Origin of the sequence: Bacillus sp. FJAT-22090, assembly GCF_001278755.1 — a bacterium.
Classification (GTDB): domain Bacteria; phylum Bacillota; class Bacilli; order Bacillales_A; family Planococcaceae; genus Psychrobacillus.
Genome location: NZ_CP012601.1, coordinates 3,405,946 through 3,425,372, shown reverse-complemented (window position 1 = coordinate 3,425,372; position 19,427 = coordinate 3,405,946). Strand labels below are relative to the sequence as shown.

General features: G+C 40.6%; 14 protein-coding genes, 6 tRNA genes and 3 rRNA genes. 6 read left to right on the top strand and 17 right to left on the bottom strand.

All coding sequences use genetic code 11. The annotated features are described in order from the left end of the window. Window positions 1–66: 66 nt before the first annotated feature. On the top strand, window positions 67–948 hold the full coding sequence (locus tag AM499_RS17245; protein WP_053591356.1) for a LysR family transcriptional regulator: 882 nt from the start codon (window positions 67–69) through the stop codon (window positions 946–948). A gap of 21 nt (window positions 949–969) precedes the next feature. Beyond that, complete coding sequence (locus tag AM499_RS17240) at window positions 970–1,515, top strand: histidine phosphatase family protein (RefSeq protein WP_053591355.1); 546 nt, start codon at window positions 970–972, stop codon at window positions 1,513–1,515. A gap of 51 nt (window positions 1,516–1,566) precedes the next feature. On the opposite strand, the gene AM499_RS17235 is transcribed toward AM499_RS17240, so the two are convergent. The 9 genes from AM499_RS17235 to AM499_RS17195 form a co-directional block, all read right to left on the bottom strand. Next, window positions 1,567–1,639 (bottom strand) — tRNA-Ala (locus AM499_RS17235). A 16-nt stretch (window positions 1,640–1,655) separates the two neighbouring features. After that, window positions 1,656–1,730 (bottom strand) — tRNA-Gln (locus AM499_RS17230). A 6-nt stretch (window positions 1,731–1,736) separates the two neighbouring features. Then, window positions 1,737–1,820 (bottom strand) — tRNA-Tyr (locus tag AM499_RS17225). 21 nt (window positions 1,821–1,841) lie between these two features. Beyond that, window positions 1,842–1,917: transfer RNA gene (locus AM499_RS17220), tRNA-Val, on the bottom strand. A 193-nt stretch (window positions 1,918–2,110) separates the two neighbouring features. After that, window positions 2,111–2,183, bottom strand: a tRNA-Thr gene (locus AM499_RS17215). A 13-nt stretch (window positions 2,184–2,196) separates the two neighbouring features. Further along, window positions 2,197–2,271, bottom strand: a tRNA-Asn gene (locus tag AM499_RS17210). Window positions 2,272–3,053: 782 nt separating this feature from the next. Next, window positions 3,054–3,169, bottom strand: a 5S ribosomal RNA gene (gene rrf / locus AM499_RS17205). 56 nt (window positions 3,170–3,225) lie between these two features. Continuing rightward, window positions 3,226–6,154: ribosomal RNA gene (locus AM499_RS17200) — 23S ribosomal RNA — on the bottom strand. 326 nt (window positions 6,155–6,480) lie between these two features. Continuing rightward, window positions 6,481–8,034: ribosomal RNA gene (locus AM499_RS17195) — 16S ribosomal RNA — on the bottom strand. Together the 16S, 23S and 5S rRNA genes form the textbook arrangement of a ribosomal RNA operon. Before the next feature lie 245 nt (window positions 8,035–8,279). Between AM499_RS17195 and AM499_RS17190 the strand changes: the two genes are divergently transcribed. Further along, window positions 8,280–8,945, top strand: a complete 666-nt coding sequence (locus tag AM499_RS17190; protein WP_053591354.1) for a hypothetical protein — start codon at window positions 8,280–8,282, stop codon at window positions 8,943–8,945. A 49-nt stretch (window positions 8,946–8,994) separates the two neighbouring features. Here AM499_RS17190 and AM499_RS17185 read toward each other — a convergent pair whose 3' ends face one another. After that, window positions 8,995–9,666, bottom strand: coding sequence for a KinB-signaling pathway activation protein (locus AM499_RS17185; RefSeq protein ID WP_053591353.1), 672 nt, complete (start codon window positions 9,664–9,666; stop codon window positions 8,995–8,997). Between the two features lie 135 nt (window positions 9,667–9,801). Between AM499_RS17185 and gerD the strand changes: the two genes are divergently transcribed. Further along, the gene (gene gerD / locus AM499_RS17180) at window positions 9,802–10,404 is read left to right on the top strand and encodes a spore germination lipoprotein GerD (RefSeq protein WP_053591352.1); all 603 of its coding nucleotides are present in this window, start codon (window positions 9,802–9,804) and stop codon (window positions 10,402–10,404) included. A gap of 31 nt (window positions 10,405–10,435) precedes the next feature. On the opposite strand, the gene AM499_RS17175 is transcribed toward gerD, so the two are convergent. The 4 genes from AM499_RS17175 to AM499_RS17160 form a co-directional block, all read right to left on the bottom strand. After that, window positions 10,436–11,488, bottom strand: coding sequence for an Mrp/NBP35 family ATP-binding protein (locus AM499_RS17175; RefSeq protein ID WP_053591351.1), 1,053 nt, complete (start codon window positions 11,486–11,488; stop codon window positions 10,436–10,438). 78 nt (window positions 11,489–11,566) lie between these two features. Then, window positions 11,567–12,280 carry an N-acetylmuramoyl-L-alanine amidase gene (locus AM499_RS17170; RefSeq protein ID WP_053592262.1) on the bottom strand — a complete coding sequence of 238 codons (714 nt, stop codon included), beginning with the start codon at window positions 12,278–12,280 and terminating at the stop codon, window positions 11,567–11,569. Between the two features lie 72 nt (window positions 12,281–12,352). Next, a complete protein-coding gene (locus AM499_RS17165; RefSeq protein WP_053591350.1) occupies window positions 12,353–13,063 on the bottom strand; it encodes a GNAT family N-acetyltransferase in 711 nt (236 codons plus the stop codon). After that, window positions 13,041–14,246 (bottom strand): MFS transporter, encoded by a 1,206-nt coding sequence (locus tag AM499_RS17160; RefSeq protein WP_053591349.1) that lies wholly within the window; start codon window positions 14,244–14,246, stop codon window positions 13,041–13,043. The genes AM499_RS17165 and AM499_RS17160 overlap by 23 nt, the downstream gene beginning before the upstream one ends. 565 nt (window positions 14,247–14,811) lie before the next feature. Between AM499_RS17160 and AM499_RS17155 the strand changes: the two genes are divergently transcribed. Then, a complete protein-coding gene (locus AM499_RS17155) occupies window positions 14,812–16,212 on the top strand; it encodes an amino acid permease (RefSeq protein ID WP_082355382.1) in 1,401 nt (466 codons plus the stop codon). Between the two features lie 268 nt (window positions 16,213–16,480). Next, complete coding sequence (locus AM499_RS17150; protein WP_053591348.1) at window positions 16,481–17,545, top strand: C45 family autoproteolytic acyltransferase/hydrolase; 1,065 nt, start codon at window positions 16,481–16,483, stop codon at window positions 17,543–17,545. Window positions 17,546–17,656: 111 nt separating this feature from the next. On the opposite strand, the gene rpsI is transcribed toward AM499_RS17150, so the two are convergent. The 3 genes from rpsI to truA all read right to left on the bottom strand — a co-directional run bounded on the left by rpsI (window position 17,657) and on the right by truA (window position 19,427). Continuing rightward, entirely contained in the window at window positions 17,657–18,049 is a 393-nt protein-coding gene (gene rpsI / locus AM499_RS17145; protein WP_053591347.1) for a 30S ribosomal protein S9, read from the bottom strand. 22 nt (window positions 18,050–18,071) lie between these two features. Further along, on the bottom strand, window positions 18,072–18,509 hold the full coding sequence (rplM, locus tag AM499_RS17140) for a 50S ribosomal protein L13 (protein ID WP_053591346.1): 438 nt from the start codon (window positions 18,507–18,509) through the stop codon (window positions 18,072–18,074). Between the two features lie 168 nt (window positions 18,510–18,677). Further along, entirely contained in the window at window positions 18,678–19,427 is a 750-nt protein-coding gene (gene truA, locus AM499_RS17135; RefSeq protein ID WP_053592260.1) for a tRNA pseudouridine(38-40) synthase TruA, read from the bottom strand.

Here is a 19,427-nt window from a genome sequence, read left to right as displayed (position 1 = left end):
ATAATTAATAAAATTAAATAATTTAAATGAAGTTGATTATATTTTTTAATTAAAAGGAGAAGAAAAATGGAATATCAATGGTTGAAGACTTTTATTATCGCTGCCGAAACATGTAATTTTAGAAAAGCGTCCGAAAAATTACTAATTTCTCAGCCTGGCGTCACGGTTCATATAAAATTATTAGAAGAATATTTAGGGATTTCTTTATTTGACCGAACAAACAGACGCGTAGGTTTATCTGATGCTGGTAAATTGTTTTATGAAGAAGCTGTTCTACTTACAAAGAACTTAGAAGAAAGCGTGCATCGATTACATGCTTTTACTGAAGGATATACCCACAAGTGGATTATCGCCATTTCTCCCTTAATGGCAGAAACCATCTTGCCCTACATATTACGTTCATTTATGGACAAACATCCGGACTTGGAAGTATCTATAAGAGTTGAAGAATCTAATGTCATTGAAGATTTAGTATGGAAAGGAGATGTTCATATTGGCATCTCAGCACTAGAGGCTACACGGAAAGAAATACAATCTATTGAGCTCTATGAAGATCCTCTTATATTTGTTGTTCCTTCCGATGGGTATGATGAGGAATCGGGACCTATCGTGAATCCAGAAGAATACTTATCCAGCAATTATTTGTTCACTCATCACCATCCAGTTGTGTGGGACACACTTCTTTTACAGCTGCGCAAGCGAGTGACTAACATACGAACTATGAAAGTTACGCAGGCACATATAGTAAAACGCTTTATTCAAGAAGGCTTAGGTATTTCATTTCTTCCACAATCCATTATCAAACGAGAATTAACCGAGGGACGTGTGATGAATGTACCTTTCGAGTTATTTCCACTTCCCAAAGTAAAAACATTTTTATTACTTAAAAATAGAGGGGATCTCGAGCAGGAGTTTATAGAAAAAATATCTAACTACTATTTTGGATAATTAATTTTACGAGGTGATTAAATGAAAAAGAAACTATTTTTAATTAGACATTGCCAAGCGGAAGGGCAGGAAGCAGACGCACCCCTAACTGAAAAAGGTTACAAGCAAGCGTTAGAACTTGCTAGCTCCTTGAATAACATTCGTGCAGACCAAATAATTTCAAGCCCTTATTTAAGAGCTCGACTAACGATTGATCCATATGCAAAGGATACAAATCTAGAAATTAAAATAGATACACGTTTATCAGAACGTGTATTAAGCACGAGCAACCTGCCGGACTGGCTTGATAAGTTAAGGAGTACTTTTGATGATATGGACTTAAAGTTAGAAGGCGGCGAAACTAGCAGTGAAGCACAGGCACGAATAGTGGAAGTCGTGGAGGAAATCTTAGATAGTAATATAGAAAATACAGTTATCGTGACACATGGTAATATTCTGTCCCTACTATTGAGGCACTACCAGAATAGTTTTGGCTTTGAGCAATGGAAGAGTTTAAGCAATCCAGATGTATTTTTGATGCAATTCACGAATAATGAATATACAGTTCACCGAGTTTGGAAAGAATAATGAACATAGAAAAAAGGGTATTCCATATAAATGGAATACCCTTTTTTTAGATGGAGCCTAGCGGGATCGAACCGCTGACCTCCTGCGTGCAAGGCAGGCGCTCTCCCAGCTGAGCTAAGGCCCCGAAGTTAAAACAGTGTTGGCTGGGGTACCTGGATTCGAACCAGGGCATGACGGAATCAAAATCCGTTGCCTTACCGCTTGGCTATACCCCAATAAACTGGTGGAGGGGGACGGATTCGAACCGCCGAACCCTAAGGAGCGGATTTACAGTCCGCCGCGTTTAGCCACTTCGCTACCCCTCCAAAGCTATATAAAAAATAAAATGGTGGAGGATGACGGGCTCGAACCGCCGACCCTCTGCTTGTAAGGCAGATGCTCTCCCAGCTGAGCTAATCCTCCTGGGTTATAAAATTCACGATAAGCAGCGCATCTCTGCGTCAACTTCTATCGTTCATTTGTATACATGACCTGCTTGCTTCTCCTGATTTTATGAATAAGGGTCAGTCAAAACTGGACAAGAATAATAGTAACATATTTATTCTACTAAGACAAGTAGTTCTAAGTAGTTTGTAAAATTTCTACTCCATATGTAAGCTTCCAAGCGGATTCGAACCGCTGACCTCTTCCTTACCATGGAAGCACTCTACCTACTGAGCTATGGAAGCATAGACAAAAAAATGGCTCCGAAGGTAGGACTCGAACCTACGACCGATCGGTTAACAGCCGATTGCTCTACCACTGAGCTACTTCGGAACGGATGATATTTAAAGTACAAATATAATTATAGCAATCCTTTGTTAAATTTCAAGTATATCTTTAATAAATACATAACAATTTCTCAGCTTTTTTCATGCAATTAATTATTTCCTAAGAAATAATTTTGATGGATCTCTTGAATGGATTTTAAAGTGGTTAAGGGATTACAATTAATGGCAGAACGAGACTAAATTTGCTTAATTCGCAACTATTTAAGTTAGATTCGAGACCATTTCTTTCGATACGAGACCATTTCAGGTGAATCCGAGACCAATCTTGTTAAATATGGATAAGGGAGACTAATTTGTCTTGGAGAGCAACCAAATGAGTCGTATAAGCGACTAAGGATAATCTAAAAGCAATCAATTTGATAATGAAAGCGACCATTTCTCACAATAAAGGGTTCACTTTCTCTAAGATGACACATTTTCCTTCTGTCCTAAATGGAAACACAAAAAAAGCCATCACCGATTACTCGGTGACGACTTTTCAATTGCCCAGCGACGTCCTACTCTCACAGGGGGAGACCCCCAACTACCATCGGCGCGCGAGCTTAACATCCGTGTTCGGGCTGCGAAAGCAGATGAACGGCAGATTTCTTCGTCAGCCGCGGTCGTTCGATTCTCGCGTATATCATACGCTGCGAGTCTCTCTTCCTTGCTTCCTCGAACTCTTTGTTCCTCTACTTTCTCGCAAATATAACTACAATTCTTTGCCTTCGGCACTCTCTTACCATAAAAAAAAAGCCATCACCGATTACTCGGTGACGACTTCTTGGTGCCCAGCGACGTCCTACTCTCACAGGGGGAGACCCCCAACTACCATCGGCGCTGAAGAGCTTAACTTCCGTGTTCGGTATGGGAACGGGTGTGACCTCTTCGCCATCATCACTAGACTTTGAGTTGTTCACTCAAAACTGGATAAAAGACATTGGTGCTCGCAAATTCATATTTGGTTAAGTCCTCGATCGATTAGTATTCGTCAGCTGCACGTGTCGCCACGCTTCCACCCCGAACCTATCTACCTCATCGTCTTTGAGGGATCTTACTTACTTGCGTAATGGGAAATCTCATCTTGAGGGGGGCTTCGTGCTTAGATGCTTTCAGCACTTATCCCGTCCACACATAGCTACCCAGCGATGCTCTTGGCAGAACAACTGGTACACCAGCGGTGTGTCCATCCCGGTCCTCTCGTACTAAGGACAGCTCCTCTCAAATTTCCTACGCCCACGACGGATAGGGACCGAACTGTCTCACGACGTTCTGAACCCAGCTCGCGTACCGCTTTAATGGGCGAACAGCCCAACCCTTGGGACCGACTACAGCCCCAGGATGCGATGAGCCGACATCGAGGTGCCAAACCTCCCCGTCGATGTGGACTCTTGGGGGAGATAAGCCTGTTATCCCCGGGGTAGCTTTTATCCGTTGAGCGATGGCCCTTCCATGCGGAACCACCGGATCACTAAGCCCGTCTTTCGACCCTGCTCGACTTGTAGGTCTCGCAGTCAAGCTCCCTTCTGCCTTTACACTCTTCGAATGATTTCCAACCATTCTGAGGGAACCTTTGGGCGCCTCCGTTACACTTTAGGAGGCGACCGCCCCAGTCAAACTGCCCGCCTGACACTGTCTCCTACCCGGGTTACGGGTATGGGTTAGAATTTCAATACAACCAGGGTAGTATCCCACCGACGCCTCCTCCGAAGCTGGCGCTCCGGGCTCTAAGGCTCCTACCTATCCTGTACAAGTTGCACCAAAATTCAATATCAAGCTACAGTAAAGCTCCACGGGGTCTTTCCGTCCTGTCGCGGGTAACCTGCATCTTCACAGGTACTATAATTTCACCGAGTCTCTCGTTGAGACAGTGCCCAGATCGTTACGCCTTTCGTGCGGGTCGGAACTTACCCGACAAGGAATTTCGCTACCTTAGGACCGTTATAGTTACGGCCGCCGTTTACTGGGGCTTCAATTCGCACCTTCGCTTGCGCTAAGCACTCCTCTTAACCTTCCAGCACCGGGCAGGCGTCAGCCCCTATACTTCACCTTACGGTTTTGCAGAGACCTGTGTTTTTGCTAAACAGTCGCCTGGGCCTATTCACTGCGGCTCTTCTGGGCTATGCACCCAAAAGAGCACCCCTTCTCCCGAAGTTACGGGGTCATTTTGCCGAGTTCCTTAACGAGAGTTCTCTCGCTCACCTTAGGATTCTCTCCTCGACTACCTGTGTCGGTTTGCGGTACGGGCACCTCCCGCCTCGTTAGAGGCTTTTCTTGGCAGTGTGAAATCAGGAACTCCGGACATTCGTCCTCGCCATCACAGCTCAATGTTACAGAGTGCGGATTTGCCTACACTCACACCTCACTGCTTGGACGTGCATAACCAACAGCACGCTTACCCTATCCTACTGCGTCCCCCCATCACTCAAACGGCGGGGTGGTGGTACAGGAATATCAACCTGTTGTCCATCGTCTACGCCTATCGGCCTCGACTTAGGTCCCGACTAACCCTGAGCGGACGAGCCTTCCTCAGGAAACCTTAGTCATACGGTGGATGGGATTCTCACCCATCTTTCGCTACTCATACCGGCATTCTCACTTCTAAGCGCTCCACCAGTCCTTCCGGTCTGACTTCAACGCCCTTAGAACGCTCTCCTACCACTGATACCATAGGTATCAATCCACAGCTTCGGTGATTTGTTTAGCCCCGATACATTTTCGGCGCAGCGTCACTCGACCAGTGAGCTATTACGCACTCTTTAAATGATGGCTGCTTCTAAGCCAACATCCTGGTTGTCTAAGCAACGCCACATCCTTTTCCACTTAACAAATACTTGGGGACCTTAGCTGGTGGTCTGGGCTGTTTCCCTCTTGACTACGGATCTTATCACTCGCAGTCTGACTCCCAAACATAAATCATTGGCATTCGGAGTTTGTCTGAATTCGGTAACCCGGGATGGGCCCCTAGTCCAAACAGTGCTCTACCTCCAAGATTCTCGCGTTTGAGGCTAGCCCTAAAGCTATTTCGGAGAGAACCAGCTATCTCCAGGTTCGATTGGAATTTCTCCGCTACCCACACCTCATCCCCGCACTTTTCAACGTGCGTGGGTTCGGACCTCCAGTAAGTGTTACCTTACCTTCATCCTGGACATGGGTAGATCACCTGGTTTCGGGTCTACGACCACATACTCATTCGCCCTATTCAGACTCGCTTTCGCTGCGGCTCCGTCTCCTCGACTTAACCTTGCATGTAATCGTAACTCGCCGGTTCATTCTACAAAAGGCACGCCATCACCCATTAACGGGCTCTGACTATTTGTAGGCACACGGTTTCAGGGTCTATTTCACTCCCCTTCCGGGGTGCTTTTCACCTTTCCCTCACGGTACTGGTTCACTATCGGTCACTAGGGAGTATTTAGCCTTGGGAGATGGTCCTCCCGGATTCCGACGGAATTTCACGTGTTCCGCCGTACTCAGGATCCACTCAAGAGAGAACGAATTTTTGACTACGGGGCTTTTACCCTATCCTGCGGACCTTTCCAGATCGCTTCGTCTAACTCGTTCCTTTGTAACTCTATGCTGAGTGTCCTACAACCCCAAGAGGCAAGCCTCTTGGTTTGGGCTCTTCCCGTTTCGCTCGCCGCTACTCAGGGAATCGATTTTTCTTTCTCTTCCTCCAGGTACTTAGATGTTTCAGTTCCCTGGGTGTGCCACAGATGCGCTATGTATTCACGCAAATGTACTGCTCCATTACGAACAGTGGGTTTCCCCATTCGGAAATCTCCGGATCAAAGCTCACTTACAGCTCCCCGGAGCATATCGGTGTTAGTGCCGTCCTTCTTCGGCTCCTAGTGCCAAGGCATTCACCGTGCGCCCTTATTAACTTAACCTAATTCGGCTTTCAATACACGGCGCATTTCTTCGTCAGCTTCGCTCGTTCACATCCTCACGTACGTTAGTACGTTCCGGTGTTCACTCACTCGCTTCCTCGAACTGCTTGTGTCTTGAAACCCTCAAATATAGTAGTTAAAAGTACTACACAAAAAATAATCACGAATGTGATTACAAATTGAATTTCTTGAATTTGTTGCTTTCAATGTCGTTTTATCCAGTTTTCAAAGAACAAGTTTGAAATGCTCAAATGAATGAACATTCAAAACTGAACTGCAAAACGTTAAGCTACAGATAAAGATCTGTATTCCGTGTTTATCCTTAGAAAGGAGGTGATCCAGCCGCACCTTCCGATACGGCTACCTTGTTACGACTTCACCCCAATCATCTGTCCCACCTTCGGCGGCTGGCTCCCAAAAGGGTTACCCCACCGACTTCGGGTGTTACAAACTCTCGTGGTGTGACGGGCGGTGTGTACAAGGCCCGGGAACGTATTCACCGTGGCATGCTGATCCACGATTACTAGCGATTCCGGCTTCATGTAGGCGAGTTGCAGCCTACAATCCGAACTGAGAACGGTTTTATGGGATTAGCTCACCCTCGCGGGGTTGCGACCCTCTGTACCGTCCATTGTAGCACGTGTGTAGCCCAGGTCATAAGGGGCATGATGATTTGACGTCATCCCCACCTTCCTCCGGTTTATCACCGGCAGTCACCTTAGAGTGCCCAACTGAATGCTGGCAACTAAGATCAAGGGTTGCGCTCGTTGCGGGACTTAACCCAACATCTCACGACACGAGCTGACGACAACCATGCACCACCTGTCACCGCTGTCCCCGAAGGGAAAATCCTATCTCTAGGACGGTCAGCGGGATGTCAAGACCTGGTAAGGTTCTTCGCGTTGCTTCGAATTAAACCACATGCTCCACCGCTTGTGCGGGCCCCCGTCAATTCCTTTGAGTTTCAGTCTTGCGACCGTACTCCCCAGGCGGAGTGCTTAATGCGTTAGCTGCAGCACTAAGGGGCGGAAACCCCCTAACACTTAGCACTCATCGTTTACGGCGTGGACTACCAGGGTATCTAATCCTGTTTGCTCCCCACGCTTTCGCGCCTCAGCGTCAGTTACAGACCAGAAAGTCGCCTTCGCCACTGGTGTTCCTCCAAATCTCTACGCATTTCACCGCTACACTTGGAATTCCACTTTCCTCTTCTGCACTCAAGTCCCCCAGTTTCCAATGACCCTCCACGGTTGAGCCGTGGGCTTTCACATCAGACTTAAAGGACCGCCTGCGCGCGCTTTACGCCCAATAATTCCGGACAACGCTTGCCACCTACGTATTACCGCGGCTGCTGGCACGTAGTTAGCCGTGGCTTTCTAATGAGGTACCGTCAAGGTACGAGCAGTTACTCTCGTACTTGTTCTTCCCTCACAACAGAGTTTTACGATCCGAAAACCTTCTTCACTCACGCGGCGTTGCTCCATCAGACTTTCGTCCATTGTGGAAGATTCCCTACTGCTGCCTCCCGTAGGAGTCTGGGCCGTGTCTCAGTCCCAGTGTGGCCGATCACCCTCTCAGGTCGGCTACGCATCGTCGCCTTGGTGAGCCGTTACCTCACCAACTAGCTAATGCGCCGCGGGCCCATCCTGTAGTGACAGCCGAAACCGTCTTTTAACATTCCTCCATGTGAGGGAATGGATTATTCGGTATTAGCCCCGGTTTCCCGGAGTTATCCCAATCTACAGGGCAGGTTGCCCACGTGTTACTCACCCGTCCGCCGCTAAATCAGAAGAAGCAAGCTTCTTCATCATCCGCTCGACTTGCATGTATTAGGCACGCCGCCAGCGTTCGTCCTGAGCCAGGATCAAACTCTCCATAATAGAGAACTTAAAAAGCTCATTTTGTTTTGCTGGCATCATCATTAAATGATGTCAAAATTGTTTGCTATCCGACTAACCGAAGCTAGTCTATCAAGCTATATGTCTTAACGTTTTGCATGTTCAGTTTTCAATGTTCATGTTGTCGTTTTGTTTTGGCGACCTTTGTATCTTAACATCGTTTTAACATGAATGTCAACACTAAATCATAAAATTTATTAGAAAGAATGGAAAGGTGCGATATTACAATGAAAACAAAGCTTTTACTAATCGGAACTGTGCTGGTATTTTTAAGTCTCTTTTTTATTATCCCAAATAAGTATTCATCAATGCTTCCTGTTTTTCAGTTAACTGAAGAACCTACTGTTGTCTCTAAAGGATCACATGGCAAAACGATTACAATCGATTTAACTTTTGGAAAAGAGGATATAGAAACTTTCATAAAAAGTTTGCAAGCGCCTTATCCACATTTTTTCATAAGTATTGATTGGATCAAACGTTCACCTTCTCTTATTAAAATAATGAAAGAGAAAAGTATTCCTATTAGTCTATTAGGGCAAGATGGGCTTAAATATATAGAAGATCCTAATTTATTTAAAAAGGAAATTGATGAATTTGAACAATCTGTTGGTGAACTTCCGCTTTGGTTTCGGACAAAAGATTATGAGTTTCCTATGGAATTACAAAAAACAGCGTGGGAAAATGAAGTTAATTTACTAAGTTCGAGTAAGTACTGGATGGAAGGAGATCCATTTCCTAAGCTCGAGAAAGGAGATATACTAAGTGTTCCGCTCCATCAGGAGGAACGAATAGATATAAAGCAATTAAATCAACTACTTAAATCTGACTCTCTACTTTCTGTTGAACAAAATATTTTTGGTTTAACAACAAAAAGCAAAACTATTCCTGATTAACACCATACGAGTAAAAAAATGCTCTGACCATTAGATGTCAGAGCATTTTTTATTTAGAAACGGCTTCTTTTCTTGCTTTTCTACGTTCTTCTAGTTTTTTTCTATCTTCATCTGATTTTGCATTGTATTTTGGCAAAGCTAATAATTGGTAGGCATTAACTGCGAGAATTGGGAATAATAATAATGTCACCCAGCTATCTACGTTGTCTGCTCGTACCATTAATACAGGCAACCACTCTAATGTAGAAACAACAATCATAAAGAATAATGCAGATATAAGCGTATGTTTTTTAGTTATTTTGGCTTTAGTTATCGCTACTACTACTGCAGTTACAATTAGTATGAGTAATAAAATAACATATAACCAAATTTGCCCGGTTGTTTCTGCATTCGGTTTAAAACGGAAGAAAACCAAATCAAAAATAACGATAAGTATTATTAATAGTTGTACCCAGTTCCATAATGTTAATGTTCTAAAAATATTTACACCCATTTGATGAATTGTTAAATAAGCAAAAAAGCCCATTTGAGTGATTACGCTTATCGTAAATCCCATAATAACCATAAAAGCGAATGCTGCGAAGAACTCACTCCATTGACCCGCTTCAAAATATTTAGCAAAAGCATCGTCCCAACGTATAAATAAACCTAACACACCTGTGATTAGTCCACCTATCCACATAGCATTTAGAAAAAATTTAAACCAATTTCGAATTGTCACGGCAAAAAATCCTCCATATCCTTCTACTTCCCATATAGATTGTAACAACCATTAACAAAAAAATCTATTTGTTACTTACTTCAGTACATATTTAAATAAAAAATGTGAACAATAATTGAAAGGATGGTGATTGATTTGAAGTATTTTGCCTTCATTTTATTAACTATTGGCTTACTGGCTGGATGTAATGGTAATCCTACCTCTTCCACGCCTTCTTATGATGAGATGAAAAAAATGGTGATTGATGCATTACAAACAGAAGAAGGAAAAAAATCTGTTCGAAAACTTTTAGATGACCCTGAATTTCAAGGAATGTTAGTTATTGATAGTGAGCAAGTAAAGAAGTCGGTTGAACAAACCATGTTATCCAAGGATGCAGAAGAATTTTGGAAAGAAGTTTATCAAGACCCTAAATTTTCAGAAACAATGGCAAAAAGTATGATGAAGCAACAGGAAGAATTAATGAAGACCCTCATGAAAGATCCGGAATACTTGAAAAGCCTCGAAAGCTTTTTTGGTTCTGCTGAAATGAATAAGGAGCTAGGAAAAGTATTACAATCTCCTGAGATGCGTAAAGAAATGCAAAAAGTCGTGGAAGAAACAATCCAAAGTCCTTTATTGCAAACTAAGTGGCAAAAACTTGTAGAAGAGGCTGGAGGAGGAGGACAAAAAAGCGAAGGTGGTGGCGGTGGCTCCGAAGAGAAGGGATCAGAACAAGGAAAAGAAGCAGAAAAATAAGGCCGCTCCTCTTAAGGAAACGGCCTTTTTCTTATGCTTTTTCAATAACTTTTCGAGCAATATCTAAATATATTTTACCTGTATCATGTGTTTCTCCATATACAGAGGGAGCAAAATCAATATCGTTCCAATCTGGTTGTCCTAGTGGTATTTGACCAAGTAATTCTGTACGAAGTTCATCCGCAAGTTTTGGTCCCCCACCTTTACCGAATACAAATTCACGCTCTCCAGTAGATTTAGATTCAAACCAAGACATGTTTTCAATTACGCCTAATATTTCATGATCTGTTTGAAGAGCCATTGCCCCAGCACGTGCTGCTACGAATGCTGCAGTAGGATGCGGTGTTGTTACTACTATTTCTTTAGAGGTAGGTAACATTTGGTGAATGTCTAAGGCAACGTCACCTGTACCTGGAGGTAAGTCTAATAATAAATAATCTAACTCGCCCCACTCCACATCTTTAAAGAATTGATCTAACACTTTTCCAAGCATTGGCCCACGCCAAACTACAGGAGTATTGTCTTCTACGAAGAATCCCATCGAAATTACTTTTACACCTTTACGATCTACAGGGATAATACGGTCTTCTTTAATTTGTGGCATATCTTTGACACCCATCATATCTGGAACACTAAACCCGTATATATCTGCGTCTACTAAGCCGACTTTTTTCCCTAGACGTGCAAGTGCAACTGCTAAGTTTACGGATACAGTTGATTTACCAACTCCACCTTTACCAGAAGCAATTGAAATAATTTTCACTTTGCTGCCAGGGGAAAGGATGCTTTCATTATCGCTTTCTTTTGCTTGACCGCGAAATTGCTCTAATACTTCTTTTGGAAGTTCTTCAAAACGAATACCAACAGTTGCTGCTCCTGCGTCCTTTAATACTTCCACTACTTTTCCTTGCAATTGCATTTGCTCTGCAGAATTAATTTTTGCAATTGCTAACTTTACACTGACATGATTTTTTTCTTCTTTTATAGATACCTCTGTAATTCCGTTTGTTTCTTCTAATGTTCTATGTAAAAATGGATCATTTAATTCTCCTAATAATGCTCTTACTTGTTGCTCATTAATCATTTGTAGACACTCCCCTTTAAGTTAACTATTCGCAATATAGTATACCATATACGAGTGTCTACAATCCCTCACATTGACTCAGTAAATATTATCTTCTACGAAACGACGTACACCCTTTGTAATCGCGTCTACCATTTGGTTTTGATACTTATCGGATTTTAGCAATTCTCTTTCTTCATTATTGCTCAAAAATCCAGTTTCTAGTAATACCGTAGGTGCTTTTGATTTCTTCAAAATATAAACTTGTTTGATGGCAAGTGCTTCTCTTTCTGTATTTCCAATATCTTCACGGATTGCCCCTTGAATGGATTTCGCTAGTAACTCTCCACCTTCATGTCCCTCCGCATGATAGAATACTTGCGCCCCTCTCCATCTTTCCTCTGGGACCGCATTTACATGTAAGCTGATCACTATATCCGCTTCCGCATTATTAATAATCTCTTCTCGCAGAAGTAAATCTGCACGCTTTCTTGAACGGATTGTCGGGAAATCTTCATCGGGAGCATGCTCGGCAATTGCATCCCCTTCTTTACGACGTGTCAAAACAACGGTAGCACCATTTTCCTTTAAAGTCTTTTCCAGTTTTAGAGACATAGCAAGCGTAATATCTCTCTCTACTGTTTCACCATGACTGGCGCCTCCGTCCAAACCTCCATGCCCAGGGTCTATTACTACTTTAACCCCACTTAATGGTTCCGGCATGAAAAAACTTAAATCGCTTGCTTTTGTACTATAAAACACTGCAACCAAAGAAATTAAAAACAATACTCCAATAACCAGCCACTTTTTCAGTTCCATCGCTCCTTTTTCACTCATTATACGTATGAGGGACAAAGAGTATGTTTGCTTTTTGGAACAAGTTATCTAATCTTTATCAATTCTATAAATTCCTTTTTTATTTCTAATAACACAGCCATTTTTCTTGAAGATATTGATCATATGCTTATTGCTTTCATCTGTACTGCCTACGTAAGTTTTGGCGTTCATTTGTTTCATTAGATATAACGTGATTTTGTGAATCTCTGCTCCCAAACCGAAACCTCTCTTGTTAGGCACAATGCCGAAGTAGAACATTTTCCCTTCATCTGTTGTTCCCATCTCCATATGGGGAATACTAATTCCAACCAATTCATTGTCTTTTAAAAAGTAATAGCAATGACTTCTCCAGTTTTCTCCTAGTTCTTGAGATAAGGCGGCCATTATTTTCTCAATTAATTGTGGGATGTTTTTATTTGCTGAACCTGAACGACATAATTCATATGCATCGGCAAACTCTTTGTCTGTCATTAACCCTTCCGATAGAGCGTGGAATTTTAACTCACTTTCAATTAGCTGTTCTTCTTCTAACGATTTTGTATATTCATGGATGACCGAAATTTTTCTAAACCCTTTAGAAAGTAACCAGTTTTCAAAGTGTTCTTCCATTAGTAATGATAAATATTCAATTTTTTGTTCCTCATATTCTTTTAATAACTTGGTAAATTCCACTTTATAATCTTCTTCTGACTTGCCCTCTATATTAATTTGATCTACCAACCAGTATGCTTTGTTTTTAATGGTGTTGTATAGGCGCATTTAAATCTCTCCTCACTTTGTTACTTAAATAAAAGGATGGTACGGCCAGCACAGTAATAAGTCCAATGATAGTAAATACCATTCCCCCACCATTCAAGCTATCTAATAGGAAACCACCTAAACTTGGGCCAGCTATTCTACCAATCGATTTCACTCCTGATAATGCAAAATAGGTTCCTTTTTCATGGTCTTCGCACATGTCATCAATATGAATGTCCACCATTGTGAACACTAAAACTTCTCCAGCTGTAAAAATGACCATCGCAATGATTAACATGAAAATGTGCTCACTCTGTCCAAAGAAAAACAAACCAACCGATAACAAAGAGCTTCCAATCATCAACGAAGTCGTTGTACTAATTATTTCCCCTAACTTATAAACAAAGTATTGAATCACGATAACAGTAATGGCATTGGTTGTGATGAGCCACGAAAAATACTTAATCGCTAGCTCATAATCAAACGTAATACCTAAATACTGACTAAAGGTCGAATCGAATTGGCTATAACCGAAACTGATAAAAATTAAAGCTAATATAAATATGCTAAATGCTTGATCCTTTTTAAACACATAGAACGATTGAAATATAGATATTTTCTTAGAATCTGCCGCCACTTGTTTCATCGGATACTTTTTAAAGATAACGGAAAATGTCACTATATTAATTAAGAATATAAAACCAACAGCGAAAAACAACTTCTTCATGCCAAATTGCTGAAAATAGACAGACGTTAGCGGAGCGATCGCTGCAGAAATATTAATTAAAAAATACCGAATATTAAAGATCAACCGTCTATTTTCAGGCTCCGTGTACAGACTTAACAGCACACGATACGTAGGCTCTACAATTGCTTGACTTATCCCTAATACCGCAGCAAACAAAATGAACCCAGCGTAATGATCAATAAACGGGAAATAGAAATAACACCCTAAATATCCGATCAGCCCCGTAATGATGACTTTATCTTTTCGAAACTTATCAATATATGGCCCAATAAAGAAACTCATAAACAAATTAGATAACGCTAAGGTTGAAATAATGGCTCCAATCTGAAAGCTTGAATAATGAAATTCATCTAATAAAAATAGTGTAAGATACGGTAACACTAAAAAAGTGCCAAACCTCGCAATGAAAATACTAAGCAGAATAGTAGACGTAACAACATTAAATTTACTTCTCATAATTTACCTCTTCATATGTAATAATTGCCTTTTTAATATACCCCTCCCAATTCAACGAAACAATATATTTTCATAAAATCTCTCAAGAATACTACAGGAGTGTTACTGGTGCCTGGCACCAGTAACACTCCTGTAACACAATATAAAAACACGTTAAAGAAAGTTATAAGTAATAGGTGCAAAAAATCCTTTCCATTATTAAACACAATAGGATACAAAACGCAAAATATTTTTTCTTTTCCAATTATTATTCTAAAAAAACAATTGACTTTTTCATTCAAATCACTAAAATTTACATTACGACATTTTTTTATCATCCTATTTTGCCTTAATAGTCATATCTATTACGTTTTTTTATCACAATAGCACTGGATGTGGAGCCATGTTCAAATAAAAATATAGTAAATATCTAAGAATAAATATTATTCTAAAAAAAGAAAGCGCTTTATTTTTCAAACAGAAGGGATAGATAGTGGTGCCAAAAGATGAAAAAAACCTTTTACAGTCCGCCATTCAACCAGAAGAGCAAAAATTAAAACGGGGATTGAAAGCTCGTCATTTAACGATGATTTCAATTGGAGGTTCTATTGGTACAGGACTATTTCTAAGTAGTGGCGCAGCGATCAATACAGCTGGCCCAGGTGGTGCTTTACTTGCATATGCTTTAGTTGGTGCAATGGTCTATTTTGTTATGACAAGCCTTGGAGAAATGGCAGCTTTTATGCCAACTAGTGGTTCCTTTAGTACGTATGGTACAAAGTTCGTAGATCCTGCATTTGGATTCGCAATCGGTTGGACATATTGGTTTAACTGGGCAATGACCATAGCGGCAGAGTTATCTGCCTCCACGATGATTATGAAGTTCTGGTTTCCAGATAGTCCATCATGGGTATGGAGTGCATCATTTTTAACGCTTATTTTTCTTTTGAACTATTTATCTGTTAAAGGGTACGGGGAAGGTGAATATTGGCTTTCCTTAATTAAAGTAAGTGCGATTGTTATCTTTATCGTAGTAGGTGTACTGATGATTTTCGGAATCATGGGTGGAGAAGTAGTAGGATTTAAAAACTTTACCGTTGGCGATGCTCCTTTTTCAGGAGGTCTCATTGGTGTATTTATTGTTTTTATTGCAGCAGGGTTCTCTTTTCAAGGAACCGAGATTGTTGGGGTGGCTGCTGGTGAAAGTGAAAATCCAGCGAAAAATGTACCTATCGCTATAAAAAGTGTTTTCTGGAGAATTCTTTTATTTTATATTTTAGCGATTCTCGTAATTGCTTTGATCATTCCTTACACACATCCAAGTTTACAAAGTGAAAATGTCATGGTTAGTCCTTTTACACTAATTTTTGAAAAAGCCGGAATTGCATTTGCAGCCTCACTTATGAACGCAGTTATTTTAACAGCTGTTTTATCAGCAGGTAACTCTAGTCTATATGCATCCACTCGTATGTTATATTCCATGGCTAAAGAGGGACAAGCTCCTAAGATTTTTGGCAAGCTTAATAAACGTGGTGTTCCAGTGGCTGGTATGATTTTAACGTGTGCTATCGGCACGCTTGCCTTTTTGGCTTCTTTCTTTGGTGATGGTGTCGTTTATATTTGGTTGATGAATGCTATCGGTATTACTGGGTTTATCTTTTGGCTCGGTATTTCGATCAGTCACTATCGTTTCCGTAAAGCCTTTGTTGCTCAAGGTCATTCACTGGACCTATTACCTTATAAAGCAAAATGGTTTCCGATCGGTACAATTTTTGCGATTGCATGCGGATTAATCGTTATTTTAGCTCAAAACTTCCAAGCTTTCCTTGCAGATAAAGTAGATTGGGGTAGCGTTGTTGCTGCTTACTTAGGCATACCTCTCTTCCTTTGCTTATGGATTGTCTATAAATTAAAAAATAAAACGAAATTCGTTAAACCTGAGGACGTAGAATTTGAATTTGATTATGATAAAAAATTAAATAAATAATCTTTCCACGGACAACATGTATCATGTTGTCCCCAGGCTGTAGAAAAACTCGAATAAAACGAGTGATCTACAGCCTTTTTTAGTGTATATTAACTTCTTCGAACCTTAGCACTCTCCAGCAGGTATTATTAAATGACCAGTTAAACATACGATGCGTTTTTAGTATCCTGAAATTTGTCTAGCTCCCTTTTATAAGTCGTTTCTTTTTTAAAGTACTTCATTATTACTTAAAATAGAAATATTAAGTAAAACCGAGAGGATTTTTGGTATGGGGAATGTTTACAGTGAGATTGTTCAATTTCAAGGAGATCATTATAATTTCGGTTATATGCAAGGGAACCTTTTAAAAGAATCACCAATAATAATAAATAGAAAGAAACAGTGGGCTTCAAAAAGTCGCCACTTCCTTATTAATGAAATAGAATTCAAAAATGTAATTTTAACATTTGCCCCTCAAATTTGGGATGAGATTCAGGGACTTGCTGATTCTTTAAAATGGAAGATGGAAGATGCGATTCGAGAATTTGGTGGTTATTATCTTGAATATGGGAGAAGCGGTTGTTCCATTTTTACAGGAAATGAATATATGGTTCGCAACTATGACAATCATCCATTTTCATATGAAGGGCGCTTTACTATATATCGGCCGACCGATGGAGGTTATGCCGTAATTGGGCCTTCCATGCAAATTACAGGTCGTACAGATGGGATGAATGAAAAAGGGCTTGCAATGGGCTATAACTTCATTAATAGAAAGAATTCAGAGGATGGCTTTGTCTGTAATATGATCGGCCGCATTATTTTAGAAACATGTGCAAACGTAGATGAAGCAATTGATCTCTTGAAGGAAATTCCGCATCGTCATTCATTTAGCTATGTTTTATTGGATACTAAAGGAGAGACATTTGTGGTAGAAGCTTCACCAAGAGCGGTAGAAGTTCGTCAATCAAATGTATGTACGAATCATTTTGAAGAATTAACAGAAGAAAATAGATATCGTATGGATGACTCCTTCCGAAGACAACAAGCCATTCTCCAACAACAAAAAAATGTAACAGATCCTTACACAGCATACCGAATGATGAATGACACGGATAAAGGCATTTTTTCAAAAAAATATGGAGCATGGGCAGGTACTTTGCATACCTCCTTCTATTTTCCACAAGAAATGAGGATTGGATTTACACTTGGTGGTGATCGATTACCACTTATCTTTGATTTCAACGAGTGGATGCAAGGAGAAAAAATGAAGGCGAAACGAATAAAAGGCGTACTCGATTCAAATATGCCTTTTATCAATATGGAAGAAATCAATAATATAAAACATCTGTAACTTCTTTCGTTACAGATGTTTTTTCTATCGGTGTATATAGTTTTAAGTCTTTCTCATATTAATAAAAAAGACCCCCAACCAAAATGGTTGAGAGTCTTTGAAAACGCAATATTAACGTTTTGAGAACTGAGGTGCACGACGTGCGCCTTTAAGACCGTATTTTTTACGTTCTTTCATACGTGGGTCACGTGTTAAGAATCCTGCAGATTTCAATGCTGGACGGAAATCAGGATCTACTGTAAGTAGAGCACGTGCAATACCGTGACGGATTGCTCCTGCTTGACCTGTGAATCCACCACCATTAACGTTTACATGAATATCATAGCTACCAAGAGTTTGAGTAGTTACTAATGGTTGTTTAATGATTTCACGTAAAGTTTCGAATGGTACGTAATCTTCAACGTCACGTTTGTTAATAATAATTTTTCCTTCGCCTGGTACTAAACGTACGCGTGCTACTGAACTTTTACGGCGACCAGTGCCGATATATTGAACTTGTGCCAAGTGTATGTCCTCCTCTTATTAATTATCCGCGAAGCTCATATGCTTCTGGTTTTTGTGCTGCATGTGGGTGTTCTGCTCCAGCGTAAACGTTAAGTTTTGAGAACATTTGACGTCCTATTGTGTTTTTAGGAAGCATCCCTTTAATTGCTAATTCGATCATTTTAGTTGGGTACTTAGTACGCATTTCTAATGCAGTACGTTGTTTAAGTCCACCTGCAAATTGAGTGTGACGGTAGTAAATTTTGTCATTTAACTTGTTCCCAGTTAAATGAATTTTGTCCGCGTTGATAATGATCACATGATCACCTGTGTCAACGTTTGGTGTGAATGTTGGTTTGTGTTTTCCACGTAAAATAGCAGCTACTTCTGAAGCTAAACGACCAAGAGTTTGGCCTTCAGCGTCAACTACTAACCATTTACGTTCTACTTCGTGACCTTTAGCCATGAATGTTGTACGCATGTATTTTGTCCTCCTAATTCAATCATAATCGATCTATAATTTTCTATATCCTCATACCAATAAGTTTCGGGGCTTATATTGTGGGGTTAATGAAAATACCATACATCATCATATAACGAAAACTCGATTAAGTCAAGCGTTTTTCGAAAAACACCTGGAAAAGTTGTTTCATGAGAAATACTCCACATTTTCTAGGTATAAACCGTGTGCTGGCGCGGTTTTTCCTGCTCTCTTTCGATCACAAGAATTAACTATGTCCCGCATCTCCTCCACACTTTTTTTACCGATTGCAATTTCCCATAAAGTTCCTGCAATAATGCGAACCATATTATATAAAAATCCATTTCCGTTAATCACCATATGCAATTGATTAGACTCTTTTTCTACTTCTAAATGGATGAAATGAATAGTTCTTACAAAATCTTTTACACTAGTATTAGAAGCGCAAAAACTTGAAAAATCGTGCGTTCCCAACAAATAAACTGCAGCCTCTTTCATTAGCTCCACATTAGGTTTATATCGCTCAACATGGACTGAATAATTGCGTTCAAAGGGGCTTTGCACATCATTTAATGACCAAATATAGCGATAGGTTTTCCCTGTAGCATTATATCTTGCGTGGAAATCATCTTGAACTTGTTCTACCGATAAAATGCGAATATCTCCTGGAAGTTGTACATTCAATGCTGTTCGCCATCTTTCCATTGGTAACGTTAGCGAACTATCGAAATGAATAACTTGTCCAGTAGCATGAACTCCAGCATCTGTACGCCCACTTGCAACTACTTTTACGGATTCTCCCTTATGCATGATTCCAAGAACACGTTCTAGCTCCAGTTGTACTGTGCGCTTTCCCGGTTGAACCTGATACCCGGAAAATCCACTTCCATCATAACTGACAATTGCTTTTAACCTCAC